General features: G+C 64.0%; 16 protein-coding genes and 5 tRNA genes. 20 read left to right on the top strand and 1 reads right to left on the bottom strand.

Going from position 1 to position 15,160, the window contains the following annotated elements; genetic code table 11:
• The first annotated feature begins 108 nt into the window (after nucleotides 1-108).
• Nucleotides 109-1,011 carry an aldo/keto reductase gene (locus MWN76_RS18910; RefSeq protein WP_250464360.1) on the top strand — a complete coding sequence of 301 codons (903 nt, stop codon included), beginning with the start codon at nucleotides 109-111 and terminating at the stop codon, nucleotides 1,009-1,011.
• A gap of 12 nt (nucleotides 1,012-1,023) precedes the next feature.
• Here the strand turns inward: MWN76_RS18910 and MWN76_RS18905 are convergent, their stop codons facing one another.
• Nucleotides 1,024-1,977, bottom strand: a complete 954-nt coding sequence (locus MWN76_RS18905) for a hypothetical protein (RefSeq protein ID WP_250464358.1) — start codon at nucleotides 1,975-1,977, stop codon at nucleotides 1,024-1,026.
• Nucleotides 1,978-2,130: 153 nt separating this feature from the next.
• On the opposite strand from MWN76_RS18905, the gene MWN76_RS18900 reads away from it, so the two are divergent.
• The 19 genes from MWN76_RS18900 to rplL all read left to right on the top strand — a co-directional run bounded on the left by MWN76_RS18900 (nucleotide 2,131) and on the right by rplL (nucleotide 15,004).
• A complete protein-coding gene (locus MWN76_RS18900) occupies nucleotides 2,131-3,606 on the top strand; it encodes an alpha/beta fold hydrolase (RefSeq protein WP_250464356.1) in 1,476 nt (491 codons plus the stop codon).
• The gene (locus tag MWN76_RS18895; RefSeq protein ID WP_250464355.1) at nucleotides 3,599-4,357 is read left to right on the top strand and encodes an ABC transporter ATP-binding protein; all 759 of its coding nucleotides are present in this window, start codon (nucleotides 3,599-3,601) and stop codon (nucleotides 4,355-4,357) included. Before MWN76_RS18900 ends, MWN76_RS18895 begins: the two co-directional genes overlap by 8 nt.
• Nucleotides 4,354-5,544, top strand: coding sequence for an ABC transporter permease (locus MWN76_RS18890; protein ID WP_250464353.1), 1,191 nt, complete (start codon nucleotides 4,354-4,356; stop codon nucleotides 5,542-5,544). The genes MWN76_RS18895 and MWN76_RS18890 overlap by 4 nt, the downstream gene beginning before the upstream one ends.
• A gap of 14 nt (nucleotides 5,545-5,558) precedes the next feature.
• On the top strand, nucleotides 5,559-6,677 hold the full coding sequence (gene alr, locus MWN76_RS18885) for an alanine racemase (protein WP_250464351.1): 1,119 nt from the start codon (nucleotides 5,559-5,561) through the stop codon (nucleotides 6,675-6,677).
• Nucleotides 6,678-6,679: 2 nt separating this feature from the next.
• Entirely contained in the window at nucleotides 6,680-7,678 is a 999-nt protein-coding gene (gene birA, locus MWN76_RS18880; protein WP_250464349.1) for a bifunctional biotin--[acetyl-CoA-carboxylase] ligase/biotin operon repressor BirA, read from the top strand.
• Complete coding sequence (locus tag MWN76_RS18875; RefSeq protein ID WP_250464347.1) at nucleotides 7,678-8,418, top strand: type III pantothenate kinase; 741 nt, start codon at nucleotides 7,678-7,680, stop codon at nucleotides 8,416-8,418. Before birA ends, MWN76_RS18875 begins: the two co-directional genes overlap by 1 nt.
• Nucleotides 8,419-8,440: 22 nt before the next feature.
• The gene (locus MWN76_RS18870; protein WP_250464345.1) at nucleotides 8,441-9,145 is read left to right on the top strand and encodes an SPOR domain-containing protein; all 705 of its coding nucleotides are present in this window, start codon (nucleotides 8,441-8,443) and stop codon (nucleotides 9,143-9,145) included.
• A 128-nt stretch (nucleotides 9,146-9,273) separates the two neighbouring features.
• Nucleotides 9,274-9,349: transfer RNA gene (locus tag MWN76_RS18865), tRNA-Thr, on the top strand.
• Nucleotides 9,350-9,459: 110 nt separating this feature from the next.
• A tRNA-Tyr gene (locus MWN76_RS18860) sits at nucleotides 9,460-9,543 on the top strand.
• 82 nt (nucleotides 9,544-9,625) lie between these two features.
• Nucleotides 9,626-9,699: transfer RNA gene (locus MWN76_RS18855), tRNA-Gly, on the top strand.
• Between the two features lie 107 nt (nucleotides 9,700-9,806).
• Nucleotides 9,807-9,881, top strand: a tRNA-Thr gene (locus tag MWN76_RS18850).
• A 128-nt stretch (nucleotides 9,882-10,009) separates the two neighbouring features.
• Nucleotides 10,010-11,203 (top strand): elongation factor Tu, encoded by a 1,194-nt coding sequence (tuf, locus tag MWN76_RS18845; RefSeq protein WP_250464322.1) that lies wholly within the window; start codon nucleotides 10,010-10,012, stop codon nucleotides 11,201-11,203.
• Nucleotides 11,204-11,320: 117 nt separating this feature from the next.
• Nucleotides 11,321-11,396, top strand: a tRNA-Trp gene (locus tag MWN76_RS18840).
• Nucleotides 11,397-11,512: 116 nt separating this feature from the next.
• On the top strand, nucleotides 11,513-11,881 hold the full coding sequence (secE, locus tag MWN76_RS18835) for a preprotein translocase subunit SecE (RefSeq protein ID WP_250464343.1): 369 nt from the start codon (nucleotides 11,513-11,515) through the stop codon (nucleotides 11,879-11,881).
• Between the two features lie 10 nt (nucleotides 11,882-11,891).
• Nucleotides 11,892-12,425 (top strand): transcription termination/antitermination protein NusG, encoded by a 534-nt coding sequence (nusG, locus tag MWN76_RS18830; RefSeq protein WP_250464341.1) that lies wholly within the window; start codon nucleotides 11,892-11,894, stop codon nucleotides 12,423-12,425.
• Nucleotides 12,426-12,586: 161 nt separating this feature from the next.
• Nucleotides 12,587-13,018, top strand: a complete 432-nt coding sequence (gene rplK, locus MWN76_RS18825) for a 50S ribosomal protein L11 (RefSeq protein WP_250464339.1) — start codon at nucleotides 12,587-12,589, stop codon at nucleotides 13,016-13,018.
• The gene (gene rplA, locus MWN76_RS18820) at nucleotides 13,019-13,714 is read left to right on the top strand and encodes a 50S ribosomal protein L1 (protein WP_250464336.1); all 696 of its coding nucleotides are present in this window, start codon (nucleotides 13,019-13,021) and stop codon (nucleotides 13,712-13,714) included.
• Between the two features lie 333 nt (nucleotides 13,715-14,047).
• A complete protein-coding gene (rplJ, locus tag MWN76_RS18815) occupies nucleotides 14,048-14,542 on the top strand; it encodes a 50S ribosomal protein L10 (protein WP_250464334.1) in 495 nt (164 codons plus the stop codon).
• 90 nt (nucleotides 14,543-14,632) lie between these two features.
• Nucleotides 14,633-15,004 carry a 50S ribosomal protein L7/L12 gene (gene rplL, locus MWN76_RS18810; protein ID WP_250464332.1) on the top strand — a complete coding sequence of 124 codons (372 nt, stop codon included), beginning with the start codon at nucleotides 14,633-14,635 and terminating at the stop codon, nucleotides 15,002-15,004.
• Nucleotides 15,005-15,160: the final 156 nt, after the last annotated feature.

The raw sequence follows: 15,160 nt of genomic DNA, 5'->3' as shown, positions 1-15,160 counted from the left end.
CGTGTCACAGAATATGCCTTCGGCAGTCTTATTTCCGCGGACGGTTGTACAGTTGTTTCAAACCCGTTGCGGATGTCAGAATCCGGCCTCCACAACAGGCGGTTCACTATGCAGCGTATTCAATCCCATCTCGATCCCGAATTTTCCCTGTCCCGCATTGCCATGGGCCTCTGGCGCCTGGCGGACTGGCAATACAGCCCCCGGGAGACCCTGCGGCTGCTCGAAGAGCTTGTCGAGCTGGGTGTCAGCACCATCGACCTGGCTGATATCTACGGTGACTACCGCTGCGAACAGCTGTTTGGGGAGGCTCTCAAGCTGAAGCCGGCGCTGCGCTCACAACTTGAGGTTGTGTCCAAGTGTGGAATCAAGCTGATGGGAGCGGATAACCACTTTGCCATCAATCACTACGACAGCAGTGCCGCCCATGTGACCGCGGCGGCGGAGTCCAGCCTGCGCAAAACGGGCCTGGAGCAACTGGACCTGTTGTTGATTCACCGCCCGGATCCGCTAATGGATGCCGATGAATTGTCTGCGGCGCTGGATGGGTTGATCGCAGACGGAAAAGTCCGCGCGGTGGGCGTGTCCAACTTCCTGCCGCACCAGGTAGAGTTGCTGCAGTCGCGCCTGCGGGCGCCGCTGGTGGTGAATCAGATCGAAGTCTCTGTATTGCACTCACTGCCGCTGTTCGATGGCCAACTGGATTTCTGCCAGCGGCAGAAGATGATTCCCATGGCCTGGTCGCCGTTTGCGGGAGGGGCGCTTTTTACCGGCAGCGATGAGGCAGCCCTGCGCGTGCAGGCTTGCCTGGAGGAGTTGTCAGCGGAAATGCAACTGGAAGCCCAGCAACTGGCATTGGCGTGGTTGTTGAAGCATCCCTCGGCGATGGTGCCGATACTGGGCAGTGGCAGGATCGGGCGGCTGCGCAATGCCCTGCAGGCGCTGTCGGTGGATATGCCCCGCGAGGCCTGGTTCCGGTTGCTGCGTGCGGCCCGTGGCCGGGATGTGGATTGAGAGCTGGCCCGTTCAGCTAGCGTAGGCGTTGTCCGGAACCAGGTCATAGTTTTGCTCGATCAGGTCAAACTGCTCCAGCGGGGCCAGGTGGGTGGGTACTGCGTAGTGGCGTAGGGCCGTGTCGTTGCGCCAGTCCATCACTTCCAGTTCATCCCCTTCGACCCCGTGTAGCAGGGTATCGAACTCGGTGACTGCCGCGGCGATCAGCGACTGGTACTCGAGCTTGTCGCCGAGTTTGATAAAACGGAACTCCTCCCCGGCCTGCTCGATGCGCAGCCAGCCTGCGCCGCGCTTCCTGTCGGCCTCACCGATCACCAGCGGCCCCTGTTGGTCCCGGGCCAGTGTCGCCAGTTGCAGGCGGCTGTCACTTTCCACCGGCATGCCGACCCAGACCCAGCCGGACAGGCCGATACGGCTCAGCTGCCACTCGCTCAACCACACCGTCTGTTCGTCGTCGATGCGGAATTCGCTGTATTCCCGTTGGCCGCTGCGGTTGTCGAACTGTAGTTCGGCGTTGGGATTGTCCTTGCGGAAGTTGCTCAGCTGCTGGGTCATCTCGTAATTGACCTCCCAGTGCTTCTTGAGCCGCCACTGGATCGGATACTGACCCCACTCGACAATGTATTCCTCCCGCTCGCGCACGGTCTCGGCCACCCGCCAGAAGGCGCCGTCGATCAGGATGCAGGTATCGCCGGGCTTGCTGCCCGGGGCAATGATGCTGCACTCGGGCGAGGCCTCGGAGGCATTGACCACGTGTTCACCACGGCCCTCGATGACTTCGTACCAAGGGAAACCGTGGCGCAGCGGTGGCGGGAAGGCCAGTGGCGGGCGCCCGGCGAGCAGGCGCCGGAAGAGCACGGACTTTTCAATTTCCAGGTCAGACAGTGTGTAGCCTTCTTTGTGGGTGATCTGTCCCCAGGCGAAGGCTGCGCGGATTAGTTGTTTTTCTCGGTCTGAAAAGCTCATGGGCGCAAGCGAAGAGGGAATGCAAAGCGGAACCTTACCACTGTGCGCGCGGCTGTGCGAATGCTATTCCCGTCGGGAGGGCCGGGGGAAAACGCATTGGCGCCAAAAGTTCGATAGACTGGCGGTCGTTTGAGAGTGCGGGGAGTGGGAGCCATGCTCGGGACAGGGCGACTGTGGTGTGTATTGTTACTGGTATTCGGTGGCGTGCTGACGGGGCCGGCGAAGGCGCAGACGGTGCCGGCCGGGGAGCGTTGCTATCTGGACGGCTGGAGCAGTGCGCTGCACTGCTATCGCGTACCGGTAGACGCCGCGGGCCGGGGCGATGCGTCCGGTAGTGTCCCCGGCGGCCTGGCGGTGATGGTGGCCCCGGCGGTCAGCGACAGCGGTCGCGATCCCCTCTACCTGCTGGCCGGTGGGCCGGGGCAGGCGGCCAGTGAGTTGGCGCCGCTGTTGAATGCGTTCCGCAAGGTCAATCGCGAGCGGGCGATCGTCATGGTGGACCGCCGCGGGGCGGGCCGCTCGGGGGCCTTCCGCTGTGGATTCGAGCGGCAGATGCCCTCGGACCTGCAACAGTTCTCCCGCCGCCTGGCCGACTGCTACCTGCAGCGGGCCGATTTCGCCGAATCGCTGAGCAGCCGCCAGACTGTCGAAGACCTGGAGCGGGTGCGCCGCTATCTCGGCCACGACCGCATCGCCCTCTGGGGCGGATCCTGGGGTACCCGCACCGCATTGCTGTACCAGCAGTGGCATCCGCAGTCCCTCAGTGCGCTGGTGCTCGACGCCGTGGCGCCCATCGACAGCAAGGTGTTCCTCGCCGCGGGCGCCGCAGAACAGGCCTTGCAGGAGCTGGCACGGGACTGCGCCGATGATCCGGAGTGCGCCCGTTTTGGCGACTGGAAAGGCGATCTCAACCGCCTGCTGGATGGCTGGAGTGATGCGCAGGCGCGGGCTTTCCCGGATCCGCTGACCGGCGTTCCGGCCGCCGAGCCGGTGCCCCGCTGGATGCTGGCCAATGCGGTGCGCGCGGCCCTGTACGAACCGGCTGCCGCGGCCCAGTTGCCCTACGCGATTCACCAGGCGAGCCGCGGCAACTACCTGCCGCTGTCCGGTCTCACCGGCCTGTTCATCAACACCGCCGACAGCATGGCCATGGGACTGACGTTTTCCGTAGCCTGTGCCGAGGCATTGAACCGCATCAGCGCCGATGAGGTGGCGCGGGACAGCGCCGATACCTTCCTCGGTACGGCCTTTTACGACCTGTTCCACAGCGGTTGCCGGGCCTGGCCCGTGACCGCCAAGCCTTACAGCGAGCCGGAACCACGGGACCACCCGGTACTGCTGATCTCCGGTGCCGCGGACCCGATTACACCGCCGGTCTACGCCGAGCGCCAACTGGGCTACCTGTCCAACCGGCAGCACCTGATTGTCGCCGGTGGCGGCCATATCAATTCCCGCCGCGGCTGTATCCCGGACCTGATCGCGCGCTTCCTGAACCGGCCGGCGGAGCCGCTGGACAAAACCTGTGTCGCGGATATCGCGCGGCCGCCGTTTATGGTCGATGCCTTCGGTCCGGCGCTGGGCGTCAAAACCGGAACAAAAGCCGGGAAACAGGAGATGGCCCGTGATTGAGGTAGAGTCCATCGACAAGAGTTTCGCCGGCCAGCGGGTGTTGCGCGAATTGAGTTTCGAGATCCCCGATGGCCGCATCACCGCCCTGCTGGGGGCCAACGGTGCCGGCAAGACCACCTGCCTGCGCATCGTGACCGGGCTGCTGCGCGCCGACGCCGGGCGGGTGCTGCTGGGCGGCCGGGATGTGGCCGCGGATCCGCTCTTGGCCCGGCGCCAACTGGGCGTGGTGGGGGATCGCGAGGGGCTCTACGAACGCCTCACGGTGAAAGAGTACCTGACGCTGTTCGCGCGCATGCAGGGGCTGGCCGGTGCCGCGTTGCGGGATTCGCTGCAGGCGGTGCGCGACGAACTGGAACTGGGTGAGCTCTGGGAGCGGCGCACGCGCGGTTTTTCCCAGGGGGAGCGTATGAAAGTTTCCCTGGCGCGGGCGCTGGTGCACCGGCCCCAGCACCTGATCCTGGACGAACCCACCCGCGGGCTGGACGTGCTGGCCGCGCGCCTGCTGCGGCGCACGCTGCTGCGCCTGCGCGCGGAGGGCACCACCATCCTGTTTTCCAGCCATGTGATGTCGGAGGTGGCGGAGTTGTCGGACCGCGTGCTGGTCATGGCCGGTGGCCGTATTGTCGGCAGCGGCTCGCCGACAGAACTGGTCGAGCAGACCGGCAGCGACAACCTCGAGGACAGTTTCGTCGCTCTCGCCTACGGCGGTGGAGCGACTCGGGACGCCAACAGGGAGGAGGCCCCGGCATGATGGCAATCGGAAAATTCTCTGCGCGGCGCATGGCCGCGCTGCTGCACAAGGAGATGCTCGAGACCTGGCGCGATCGCCGTGCGCTGTGGATGGCGGTCTGCTTCTCGCTGCTGTTCCCGGTGATGATCGCCGGCTCGACGACCTTCTTTGTCAAGAAGCACGCCGAGGAGACCACGCGGCTGGCGCTGTTGGGGGCCGAGCGTGCGCCGCTGCTGGAGCGGCGCCTGCAAAGCGATACGCTGCAGGTGGACGCGCTCGAGCAGGGGGAGCCCCGCGCACTGCTGGCGGGGGACTACGACCTGGTGCTGCAGGTGGGCGACGACTTCGCCAGCGACTATCGCAATTTCCGCACACCGCAGCTCTACCTCTATGTGGACAGCTCCGCCACCGCGGCCGGCCGCGCCGAGCGCCACCTGCAGGAACGACTGGGGAGCCTGCAGCAACTGGTGGCCGGGCAGCGCCTGGTGGCCCGCGGTGTGGCGCCGCAGTTACTGGCGCCCTGGAAACTGCAGGTGCGGGATGTCAGCACGCCGTCCGGTCGCGGCGCCATGTTGCTGGCGATGGTGCCGGGCCTGCTGATTCTGACACTGTTCGTCGCCAGTCTCGCCACATCGGTGGACACCTCCGCGGGCGAGCGCGAGCGGTTGAGCCTGGAAACGCTGCTGCTGCAGCCTCTGCCCGGCTGGCAGGTAATCGCCGCCAAGACGCTGTCGGTGGCCAGTATGGGCTGGCTGGGTGCACTGCTGGCCATCACCGCCATGGTGGCGTTGATGCCGGCGATGCCGCTGGCCGAACTGGGGATCCAGCAGGCCACCACCACTGCCGGCGTCATTACCATGGGGCTGGTATTGTTGCCGTTGGCGCTGTTGGTGGCGGTGGTGCAGATCCTGCTGGCACTGCGCTCGCAGTCGTTCAAGGACGCTCAGACCCAGTTGAGCATTCTGCAACTGGCGCCGGTCACGCTGCTGATGGCGCTGGACATGTCGCGGGTCCAACTGGCGGATCCGCTGTGGCAGCTGGTTCCCCTGGTGGGCCAGCAGCAGTGGCTGAAGGCGCTGCTGGTGGGCGATGAAGTTTCCCTGCCACTGGTACTGGCCGGCTCCGCCGCCAGCCTGTCGCTGGTGGTGCTGGCGGTCCTATTCGGCGCCCGGGCGCTGCGCCGCGAAAGCCTGCTGGGCGCTTTGTAGTAAGAGAGGCACCATTGAAAAACGATTTCCGCGAAGGGCTTCTGGAGATAGATCTGGGAGCGGTCGGCGACAACTACCGGCAGTTGCGCGAGCGCCTCGCGACCACCAGCCGCTGTGGTGCCGTGGTCAAGGCGGACGCCTACGGCCTGGGTATGGCCCGGGTGGCGCCGTCGCTATACCGCCGCGGCTGCCGGGACTTTTTCGTCGCCACCCAGGGCGAGGGCGAGGAGCTGCGCCAACTGCTGGGCGATGAGGCGCGTATTGTCGTGCTCACCGGCGTGCGCCCCGGCTGCGAGTCAGACTGTGCCCGCGCCGGCCTGATTCCCACGCTCTTTACCCTCGAACAGCTGCGTCATTGGGTGGCGCTTTTCCGGCGGAAGGGTGGCCGCGCCGCCCCCTGTGCCCTGAAAGTGGACTCGGGCATGACCCGGCTGGGTATGACGTCGCGGGATTTCGACGCGCTGCTGGCGGATCGCGCGCTGCTGGAGGCCGCCGATATCCGCCTGCTGTTGAGTCACCTGGCCTGTGCCGACGAGCCGGCACATCCTCAGAACGCGCAGCAGTTGCAGAATTTCCGGCGCGCGGGCCAGCAGTTGCGGGCCCTGTGCCCCGAGGTCGAGTTGAGCCTGTCCAATTCCTCCGGGATTTTCCTGGGGGAGGAATACCATTTCGATGTCGCGCGACCGGGGTCGGCCCTCTACGGCGTCAACCCCGTGCCGGGGCAGGGGAATCCGATGCGCGCCGCCGTCACGCTGCGGCTGCCGGTGCTGCAGAAGCGCCGGGTCGACGACGGCTGCAGTGTCGGTTATGGCGCCAGCCAGCGGGTCGCCGCGGGCAGTTGGCTGGCCGCCGCCCGCGGCGGCTATGCCGACGGTATACTGCGCGCCCAGGGTGGGCGCGGCTGTGGCTGGGCCTGCGGCCGGCGCCTGCCGATGGTGGGGCGCGTCTCGATGGATTCCGCCGTGTACGACATCAGCACCCTGAGCGACGCCGAGCGCGCGTCACTGGAGTCGATCGAATTGCTCAACGGCGAAATCACCGTCGATGATATGGCCGGCTACGCCGGCACCATCGGTTACGAAATCCTCACCAGCCTCGGCCACCGCTATGGCCGGCGTTACCTGGAAAGTTGAAATTGCACGCCGAAACACCAAAAAACCCGCTGCCACAGCTGCGACCGGTACTGGAACTGCTGGCCGATGGCGATGTGCACTCCGGCGAATCCCTCGGTGCCGCCCTGGGGGTGAGCCGCGCCGCGGTCTGGAAACAGCTGCAGAAACTCGAGCGGCTGGGCCTGCCGCTGGAGTCGGTCAGGGGGCGCGGCTACCGCTTGCCCGGCGGCCTGAACCTGCTGGACGCAACTGAACTCCGCGCCGGTCTGCGCCCGCCGGCGCGGGATCTGCTTGACGAGTTGCTGCTGCACGACCGGGTGGATTCCACCAACGCCCGCCTGCTGGGGCTGTTGGAGAAAAACAGTGGCCACGGCGTCGCCATGCTCGCCGAGCAGCAGACCGCCGGCCGCGGCCGGCGCGGCCGCCAGTGGATCAGTCCCTTTTCCGGCGGGATCAACCTGTCGCTCGGTTGGCAGTTCGGCGGCGGCGTGCAACTGCTGGAAGGCCTGAGCCTGGCGGTGGGCGTCGCTATTGCGCAAGCGCTGCAGGAATTCGGGGTGCCGGATGTACGCCTCAAATGGCCCAACGATGTCTGGTGCCGCGGGCGCAAGCTGGCGGGAGTGCTGCTGGAGCTGTCCGGAGACCTGACCGACCGCTGCGCGGTGGTGGTGGGCATCGGCCTGAATGTGGGGCTGCGCGGCGATGCCGCCTCGGCCATCGACCAGCCGTGGATCGACCTCAACAGCGTTTGCCCCGGGATCGATCGCAACCGTCTCGCCGCGGCACTGTTGAACCACCTTTTGCCGCTGCTGCAAAGCTATCCCGAGCGCGGCTTTGCCGCCTACCGACAGCAGTGGCAGCAACTGGACCAGTTCGCCGGTCGGCCGGTGCGGATTGTCAGTGTGCAGCGGCAGTGGTCCGGTATCGCGGAGGGGGTGGATGACACCGGGGCCCTGGTCGTGGCTGTGGATGGCGAGCGGCGCCTCTTCCACGGCGGCGAAGTCTCGCTGCGGGAGGGCTGATGTCGACCCTGGAACTGGATATCGGCAACACCCGCACCAAGTGGCGCCTGCGGGAATCGTCCGGCGCAGTGCTGCGGGGTGTTGCCAGTACCGCCGAGTTGAAAAGCGGCGGCCTGCCCTCCGGGTTGCTGCAATTGTGCCCGCAGCGGGTGCGCGCGGCCAATGTTGCCGGCCCCGCCGCCGCCGCCGCCCTGGCGGGCTGGGTGCAGAGCCAGTTGGGACTGGTGCTGGAGCTGGCGCGGGTGGACTCCCCCTGTGCCGGTGTCACCTGCGCCTACCGCGATCCGCGGCGCCTGGGGGTGGATCGCTGGCTGGCGCTGCTCGCCGCCCACCGGCGGGATCCGGGGCCGGCACTGGTGGTCGATTGTGGCAGTGCGGTTACCATCGACCTGCTGGGTGCTGGCGGTCGGCACCTGGGTGGTTATATATTGCCGGGCCTGGCCGCCATGCGCGGCGCGCTGTACCGGGATACCGATGCGGTCAAGGTTGCGGAGCGGCTGGAGCCGGGAATGTCGCTGGCGCCCGGCCGCGATACCGACTCCGCGGTCAATCGCGGCCTGCCGATGATGGTGCTGGGGGCGATCGACCGCGCCTTGCGCGAACTGGTCGCCAGCGGAGGGCCCGAGCCGGGCCTGTGGCTGACCGGCGGCGACGGCCGCTTTTTTTCATCCCTGTGCGATCGCCCGCACCAACTGGTGCCGGAGCTGGTGCTCGACGGCCTCGTACTGAGTAACCCCTGAACAACAGAATTTTTATGATGCTATGCGCTGGATAGTACTCGCCCTGCTGCTGGCCAATATCGGCCTCTTCGCCTGGTTCCAGGCCGCCGGTCGCGCTCCGACCGAGGTCGTGGCGGCCGATGGCGCGCCCGTCCCGGCGGCGGGCGAAACGGTCGAACTGGTCAACGAAGTGCCGGCGGAACAGTTGGCTGCGGCCCCGGAAAAACCGGAGCCGGAGCCTGAGCCGCAGTCTCGCGGTGAAGCCCTCTGCACCATGATCGGGCCCTTCGGGGAGGCTTACCAGGGAGAGGATGTCGCCGAGCGCCTGCGGGCGCTGCAACTGGAGGCGGAGTTGCGCGACCTGGAGATGCAGGGGCAGATGCGTTACTGGGTCTTCCTCGAACCCCGGGGCTCCCGGCGCGAGGCCTTCCGCAAACTGCGCGAATTGCAGTCGGAGGGGATCGACAGTTATGTGATCCCGAAAGGCTCGCTGACCAATGGCATCTCTTTCGGCATCTTCTCGGAGTCCGCGCGCGCCGAGGCGCTGGCCGGGGAGTTGCGCGAGCGGGGTTATCCGGTCCGCACCCGCGAGGAGCCCCAGACTTATTTGGAGCAGTGGGTGGTGCTGCCCCCGGGGGAGGCCGGAGGCGTGGCGGATTCCTTCTGGAACCAGTTGCAGCTGGACTATCCCGAACTGGATCGCCGCCAGAATCTTTGTCGTGAGCTTCAACACAAAGCCCCGGAGTGACGGCGATGGGCGCCCGCCGCCGCGGCGGCAATTAATCGCCGCCCAACGGTTGCTTGTCGACATAACTTCCCCTAGAATCCCGCCTCCACTTACGGGGTCGACCGCGAAACCGTAGGTGTAGAGGCAGGGCTGGCGTAGCTCAGTTGGTAGAGCAGCTGACTTGTAATCAGCCGGTCGGGGGTTCGACTCCTCTCGCCAGCTCCATTTTGTCTCTCGCGCTGTCCGCTTCGGGTTCTGCAGGTAAGTCTGTGAATTTGAAGGAAAAAGTCGTTGACAGTGCGGTGGCCGGTGTAGAGAATACACGCCGCTTTCGAGCAGGGGTTCCCGAGTGGCCAAAGGGATCAGACTGTAAATCTGACGCGCAAGCTTCGGTGGTTCGAATCCACCCCCCTGCACCATTTTTTGAGATGCTGGAAGGTTGAGATACCGGAAGGTGTCGCCAGCGGAAGGTTGAGACCTTTTGCCTGGAGGTTCCCGCGTGCGGGCATAGTTCAATGGTAGAACCTCAGCCTTCCAAGCTGATGATGCGGGTTCGATTCCCGCTGCCCGCTCCATATTTTGTATGGGCATAGGTGGGGAGGTCGCCGGAATGGCGGCGATACAGGTGGTCGGGATTGATCGCCTGGGTGTCGGGGTTTTTGCTCCGGTGCCGGCAGTAAGTGCTCATGTAGCTCAGGGGTAGAGCACACCCTTGGTAAGGGTGAGGTCGGCGGTTCAAATCCGCCCATGAGCTCCATTTTCAAGGTGGCCGCAGGGGCAGGTGTCTCTGCGGCTATTTGTATCCGGGGTCAGCGTGTGTTGCCCGGGTGTGCAGGTTCTGGACATAGGCGCCGCTCCCGGCGGGTCTATATTAGGAGGCTAGCAATGGCAAAAGAAAAGTTTGAACGTTCCAAGCCCCACGTAAACGTGGGCACCATCGGTCACGTTGACCACGGTAAAACCACCCTGACCGCAGCCCTGACCCGCGTCTGCGCGGAAGTCTGGGGTGGCGCTGCAGTGGAATTTGCCGGTATCGACAACGCTCCGGAAGAGCGCGAGCGCGGTATCACCATTGCGACCTCCCACGTTGAATACGAGTCCCCGACCCGTCACTACGCCCACGTAGACTGCCCGGGACACGCCGACTACGTGAAAAACATGATCACCGGTGCCGCCCAGATGGACGGCGCGATCCTGGTCTGCTCCGCCGCTGACGGCCCCATGCCGCAGACCCGCGAGCACATCCTGCTGTCCCGCCAGGTTGGCGTTCCGTACATCGTCGTGTTCCTGAACAAGGCCGACATGGTCGATGACGAAGAGCTGCTCGAGCTGGTTGAAATGGAGGTGCGCGAACTGCTGAGCGACTACGACTTCCCGGGTGACGACACCCCGATCATCACCGGCTCCGCCCTGATGGCACTGGAAGGCAAAGACGACAACGAGATGGGCACTACCGCGGTCAAGAAGCTGGTAGAGACCCTGGACGAATACATCCCGGAGCCGGAGCGCGCGGTAGACCAGCCGTTCCTGATGCCGATCGAAGACGTATTCTCCATCTCCGGTCGCGGCACCGTAGTCACCGGCCGTGTCGAGCGCGGTATCCTGAAAACCGGCGACGAAATCGAAATCGTCGGCATCAAGGAAACCACCAAGACCACCTGTACCGGTGTTGAAATGTTCCGCAAGCTGCTGGACGAAGGCCGTGCCGGCGAGAACATCGGCGCGCTGCTGCGCGGCACCAAGCGCGACGAAGTGGAGCGTGGCCAGGTACTGGCCCAGCCGGGCAGCATCACCCCGCACACCAAGTTCGAAGCGGAAGTGTACGTACTGTCCAAGGACGAAGGTGGTCGTCACACCCCGTTCTTCAAGGGCTACCGTCCGCAGTTCTACTTCCGTACCACCGACGTTACCGGTGACGTACAGCTGCCGGAAGGTACCGAGATGGTCATGCCGGGCGACAACGTTCAGATGAGCGTAACCCTGATCGCCCCGATCGCCATGGAAGAAGGCCTGCGCTTCGCGATCCGCGAAGGTGGCCGTACCGTCGGTGCCGGCGTGGTTGCCAAAATCATCGAGTGATCGTTGATCTTCGCGCTGCCGCTTCTCTGTGGTAGCGCACTTTGCAAAAGCGAGGGAGGGTGCTAGACTCCGCTCCCTCGTTTTTCGGCGATCGCTGGTGCGATCGCCGGGATTTTCAGGCCAGTGGCTCAATTGGTAGAGCATCGGTCTCCAAAACCGAGGGTTGGGGGTTCGAGTCCCTCCTGGCCTGCCAGCTTTCAATCGCCCCCCGCCTTGACTGTGCCTGAGGGCGTCACGGGGTCGGATGTTTCGACGCCGTGCATGTAAGCGCTAAGGGCTTTTCATTTTGTGCGCTAAGGGCTTCTTTGTATGAATGCGAAAGTAGAGGCGAAGACCTTTCGTCTTGACGGCCTGAAGTGGCTGCTGGTGGTGCTGCTGGTCGGTGCTGCCGTGGCGGGCAATTCCTACTACGCCGAATACCCCCTTCTTTACCGTGTGCTGGCGATGGTCGCGCTCTGCGTGGTTGCGTTGGCGGTGGCGGTCAATACCGCCAAGGGCAGTGCCTTCTGGACATTGCTGCGGGAGGCGCAGACCGAGGTGCGCCGCGTCGTCTGGCCGAGCCGCCAGGAAGCGACCCAGACCACGTTGATTGTGGTGGTGTTTGTGCTGTTTATGGCGCTGGTGCTGTGGGGGCTGGATTCCGCCCTGGGCTGGGCAGCCTCCAAGATTATCGGCTAAAGGTTGACGCATGGCTAAGCATTGGTACGTGGTTCAGGCCTACTCCGGCTACGAGAAGCGGGTCGCTTCCTCGCTGAAGGAGCGCATTGAGCTGCACGAGATGGATCACCTGTTTGGTGAGGTGCTGGTTCCCACTGAGGAAGTGGTTGAAATGCGCGCCGGCCAGAAGCGTAAGAGTGAGCGCAAGTTCTTCCCCGGCTATGTGCTGGTGGAAATGGAGCTGAATGACGATACCTGGCACCTGGTGAAAGAGACGCCGCGGGTGCTGGGCTTTATCGGCGGCAAGGCAGACAGGCCGGCGCCGATCACCGACCGCGAGGCGCAGGCTATCCTGAATCGCATCGACGATTCCGTGGACAAGCCCAAGCCCAAGACCCTGTTCGAGCCCGGCGAGATGGTGCGGGTCATCGACGGTCCGTTCAACGATTTCAACGGTGTGGTGGAAGAGGTCAACTACGAAAAGAGCCGCTTGAGGGTGGCGGTGTTGATCTTCGGTCGATCCACGCCGGTGGAGCTGGAATTCGGTCAGGTCGAAAAGACCTGATAGCGAGAGGCGGTTTTTCGCCCTCTTTCGCCATGTGGCGGAAGGGGGCTTTCGCGTCCCTGTAAGTCTGGTATGGCGGGCAGGGGCCCCCGGGGAGCCCGGCGCTGCAGTTTCGGCTGTGTAGCGCAGGCGCTAATACCCAACTGAGAGAGGAAGCTGTAATGGCTAAGAAAATCGAAGCTTATATCAAGCTGCAGGTGGCCGCCGGCCAGGCCAACCCGAGTCCGCCCGTGGGCCCGGCGCTGGGTCAGCACGGCGTAAACATCATGGAGTTCTGTAAGGCGTTCAACGCCGAGACCCAGGGCATGGAGCCGGGTCTGCCGGTGCCGGTAGTGATCACTGTCTACAGCGATCGCTCCTTCACCTTCATCAAGAAGACTCCGCCGGCGTCCGTGCTGCTGCGCAAGGCCGCCAACATCAAAAGTGGCTCCGGCCGTCCGAATACTGAGAAAGTGGGCAAAGTGACCCGCGCTCAGCTGGAAGAGATCGCCACTGCCAAAATGCCCGACCTGACCGCTGCAGATATGGATGCGGCCGTGCGTACCATCGCCGGCTCCGCGCGCAGTGCCGGTATCGACGTGGAGGGTGTGTAAGTGGCCAAACTGAGTAAGCGTCAGCGCGCTATCGCTGAAAAAGTGGAAGCGGGTAAAGCCTACGGTTTCGACGAAGCCGTTGCCCTGCTGAAAGAACTGTCCAATGTGAAGTTCGCCGAAACCATCGATGCATCCGTTAACCTGGGCATCGATCCGCGCAAATCCGACCAGGCTGTCCGCGGGGCCACCACCCTGCCACACGGTACCGGCAAGGACGTGCGCGTAGCCGTATTCACCCAGGGCGCCAATGCCGATGCGGCCAAAGAAGCCGGTGCCGACCTGGTGGGCATGGACGAGCTGGCGGCCGACGTGAAGGCCGGCAAAATGGACTTCGACGTGGTCATTGCCTCCCCGGACGCGATGCGCGTGGTCGGCCAGCTGGGCCAGATCCTGGGTCCGCGCGGCCTGATGCCGAACCCGAAAACCGGCACCGTTACCCCGGACGTGGCCACTGCGGTGAAGAATGCCAAGGCCGGTCAGGTGCGTTTCCGCGCTGACAAAGGTGGCATCATCCACGGTGGTATCGGCAAGGTGGCGTTCGAGCCCAACGCGCTGAAGGAAAACCTTGAGGCGCTGGTTGCCGACCTGAAGAAGGCCAAGCCGGCCTCCGCCAAGGGCGTCTACCTGAAGAAGATCACCCTGAGCACCACCATGGGCCCGGGGCTGACCATCGACCAGGCGTCCCTGAGCATTTAATTGCCGGGAGCTCCAGCTCGGCTTGCGGGCCAAAGGCCCGCTGGCTATTGGTGCTCCCAGCGAACCGAACTTTGGGGTCCGTTGCCTCTTCCCAGTCCTCTCCGGAGGGGGGGCAGGAGGCAGCGGGCCGTCAAAGACCGTAGGCGCGAAAGGCGTTTGAGGTTTAAACGCCTTCCGCTTAATCCGGGCTCCGGCCGTGGCGGCCATTCGGGAGTCCGAGCCTACGCAGACGGTGTCGCCCAAACCAGTATTTTTTACTGGATTTGAGCTAGAAGCACCGGAGCGACCGGGGATCTGTTTTCCCGGTCTTTTTTCAAATCCAGGAGTGACACTATGGCTATTGGACTCGAAGACAAGAAAGCGATTGTCGCAGAAGTCCAGCAGGCTGCTGAGGGTGCTCTGTCGGCGGTCGTTGCGGATTCCCGCGGCGTAACCGTGAACGACATGACCGCCCTGCGCAAAGAGGCTCGCGAGCACGGCGTTTGGATGAAAGTCGTCCGCAATACTCTGGCGCGTCGCGCTCTGGCAGGTACCGAATACGAATGTCTCACCGAGAAGTTCGTCGGTCCCAGTCTTATCGCCTTCTCCAACGAACACCCGGGTGCCGGTGCGCGCATCCTGACGGCGTTCGCGAAGGACAACGAGAAGCTGGAACTGAAAGGTGCCGCCTTCGAAGGTGAAGTCGCCGATGTTGCGATGTTGGCCAAGCTGCCGACTTACGACGAAGCGATCGCCAAGCTGATGAGCGTGTTGAAAGAAGCATCCGCTGGCAAGCTGGTCCGCACTATTGCGGCCGTACGCGACCAGAAAGAGCAGGAAGCTGCCTAATTACTTCGCACGACGGAGTTGCAGTTTTCACAGGCTTTCCCAATGAATACACGAGCAGTCTGACTGCTCACCAATATCAGGAACTGAATCATGTCTCTGACTAAAGAAGATATCATCAACGCGATCGCCGAAATGTCCGTGAAGGACGTTGCCGAGCTGATCGAAGCCATGGAAGAGAAATTCGGCGTAACTGCTGCCGCTGCTGTTGTAGCCGGTGGCGCTGCCGGTGGCGAAGCTGCTGCAGAAGAGAAGGACGAGTTCGACGTAATCCTGACTTCCGCCGGCGAAAAGAAAGTGAACGTGATCAAGGCTGTTCGCGGCATTACCGGTCTGGGCCTGAAAGAAGCCAAGGCACTGGTAGACGGCGCTCCGGCCCCGCTGAAAGAAGGCGTGAGCAAGGACGAAGCCGAAGAGGCCAAGAAGCAGCTGGAAGAAGCTGGCGCAACTGTAGAACTGAAGTAATTCGGTTGTTGCGAGTCTCCGCTGGCGGCCGGTTTCCGGCTGTCAGCGGCAAGGCTGGTGGACTTTTGTCCGCCGGCCTTTTTGCCGTTTGCGGCAATGTGGTTTTGCCCTCTCCCGCAGCTTTGGGGAAGGGGCTGAAACCACGGTTAACACCTT

Origin of the sequence: Microbulbifer litoralis, from assembly GCF_023634065.1 — a bacterium.
In the GTDB taxonomy this organism is placed as follows: Bacteria; Pseudomonadota; Gammaproteobacteria; order Pseudomonadales; family Cellvibrionaceae; genus Microbulbifer; species Microbulbifer litoralis.
The sequence above is the reverse complement of the archived record's forward strand: the minus strand, read 5'-3'. Positions and strand labels throughout refer to the sequence as shown.

What these genes read in the sequence shown, in the direction of transcription:
- MWN76_RS18905 (WP_250464358.1), bottom strand. Translation starts at nt 1,977, where the DNA reads ATGAGCTTTTCAGACCGAGAAAAACAACTAATCCGCGCAGCCTTCGCC.
- rplJ (WP_250464334.1), top strand. Translation starts at nt 14,048, where the DNA reads ATGGCTATTGGACTCGAAGACAAGAAAGCGATTGTCGCAGAAGTCCAG.
- MWN76_RS18900 (WP_250464356.1), top strand. Translation starts at nt 2,131, where the DNA reads ATGCTCGGGACAGGGCGACTGTGGTGTGTATTGTTACTGGTATTCGGT.
- MWN76_RS18890 (WP_250464353.1), top strand. Translation starts at nt 4,354, where the DNA reads ATGATGGCAATCGGAAAATTCTCTGCGCGGCGCATGGCCGCGCTGCTG.
- MWN76_RS18910 (WP_250464360.1), top strand. Translation starts at nt 109, where the DNA reads ATGCAGCGTATTCAATCCCATCTCGATCCCGAATTTTCCCTGTCCCGC.
- rplL (WP_250464332.1), top strand. Translation starts at nt 14,633, where the DNA reads ATGTCTCTGACTAAAGAAGATATCATCAACGCGATCGCCGAAATGTCC.
- tuf (WP_250464322.1), top strand. Translation starts at nt 10,010, where the DNA reads ATGGCAAAAGAAAAGTTTGAACGTTCCAAGCCCCACGTAAACGTGGGC.
- secE (WP_250464343.1), top strand. Translation starts at nt 11,513, where the DNA reads ATGAATGCGAAAGTAGAGGCGAAGACCTTTCGTCTTGACGGCCTGAAG.
- MWN76_RS18875 (WP_250464347.1), top strand. Translation starts at nt 7,678, where the DNA reads ATGTCGACCCTGGAACTGGATATCGGCAACACCCGCACCAAGTGGCGC.
- nusG (WP_250464341.1), top strand. Translation starts at nt 11,892, where the DNA reads ATGGCTAAGCATTGGTACGTGGTTCAGGCCTACTCCGGCTACGAGAAG.
- rplK (WP_250464339.1), top strand. Translation starts at nt 12,587, where the DNA reads ATGGCTAAGAAAATCGAAGCTTATATCAAGCTGCAGGTGGCCGCCGGC.
- MWN76_RS18870 (WP_250464345.1), top strand. Translation starts at nt 8,441, where the DNA reads ATGCGCTGGATAGTACTCGCCCTGCTGCTGGCCAATATCGGCCTCTTC.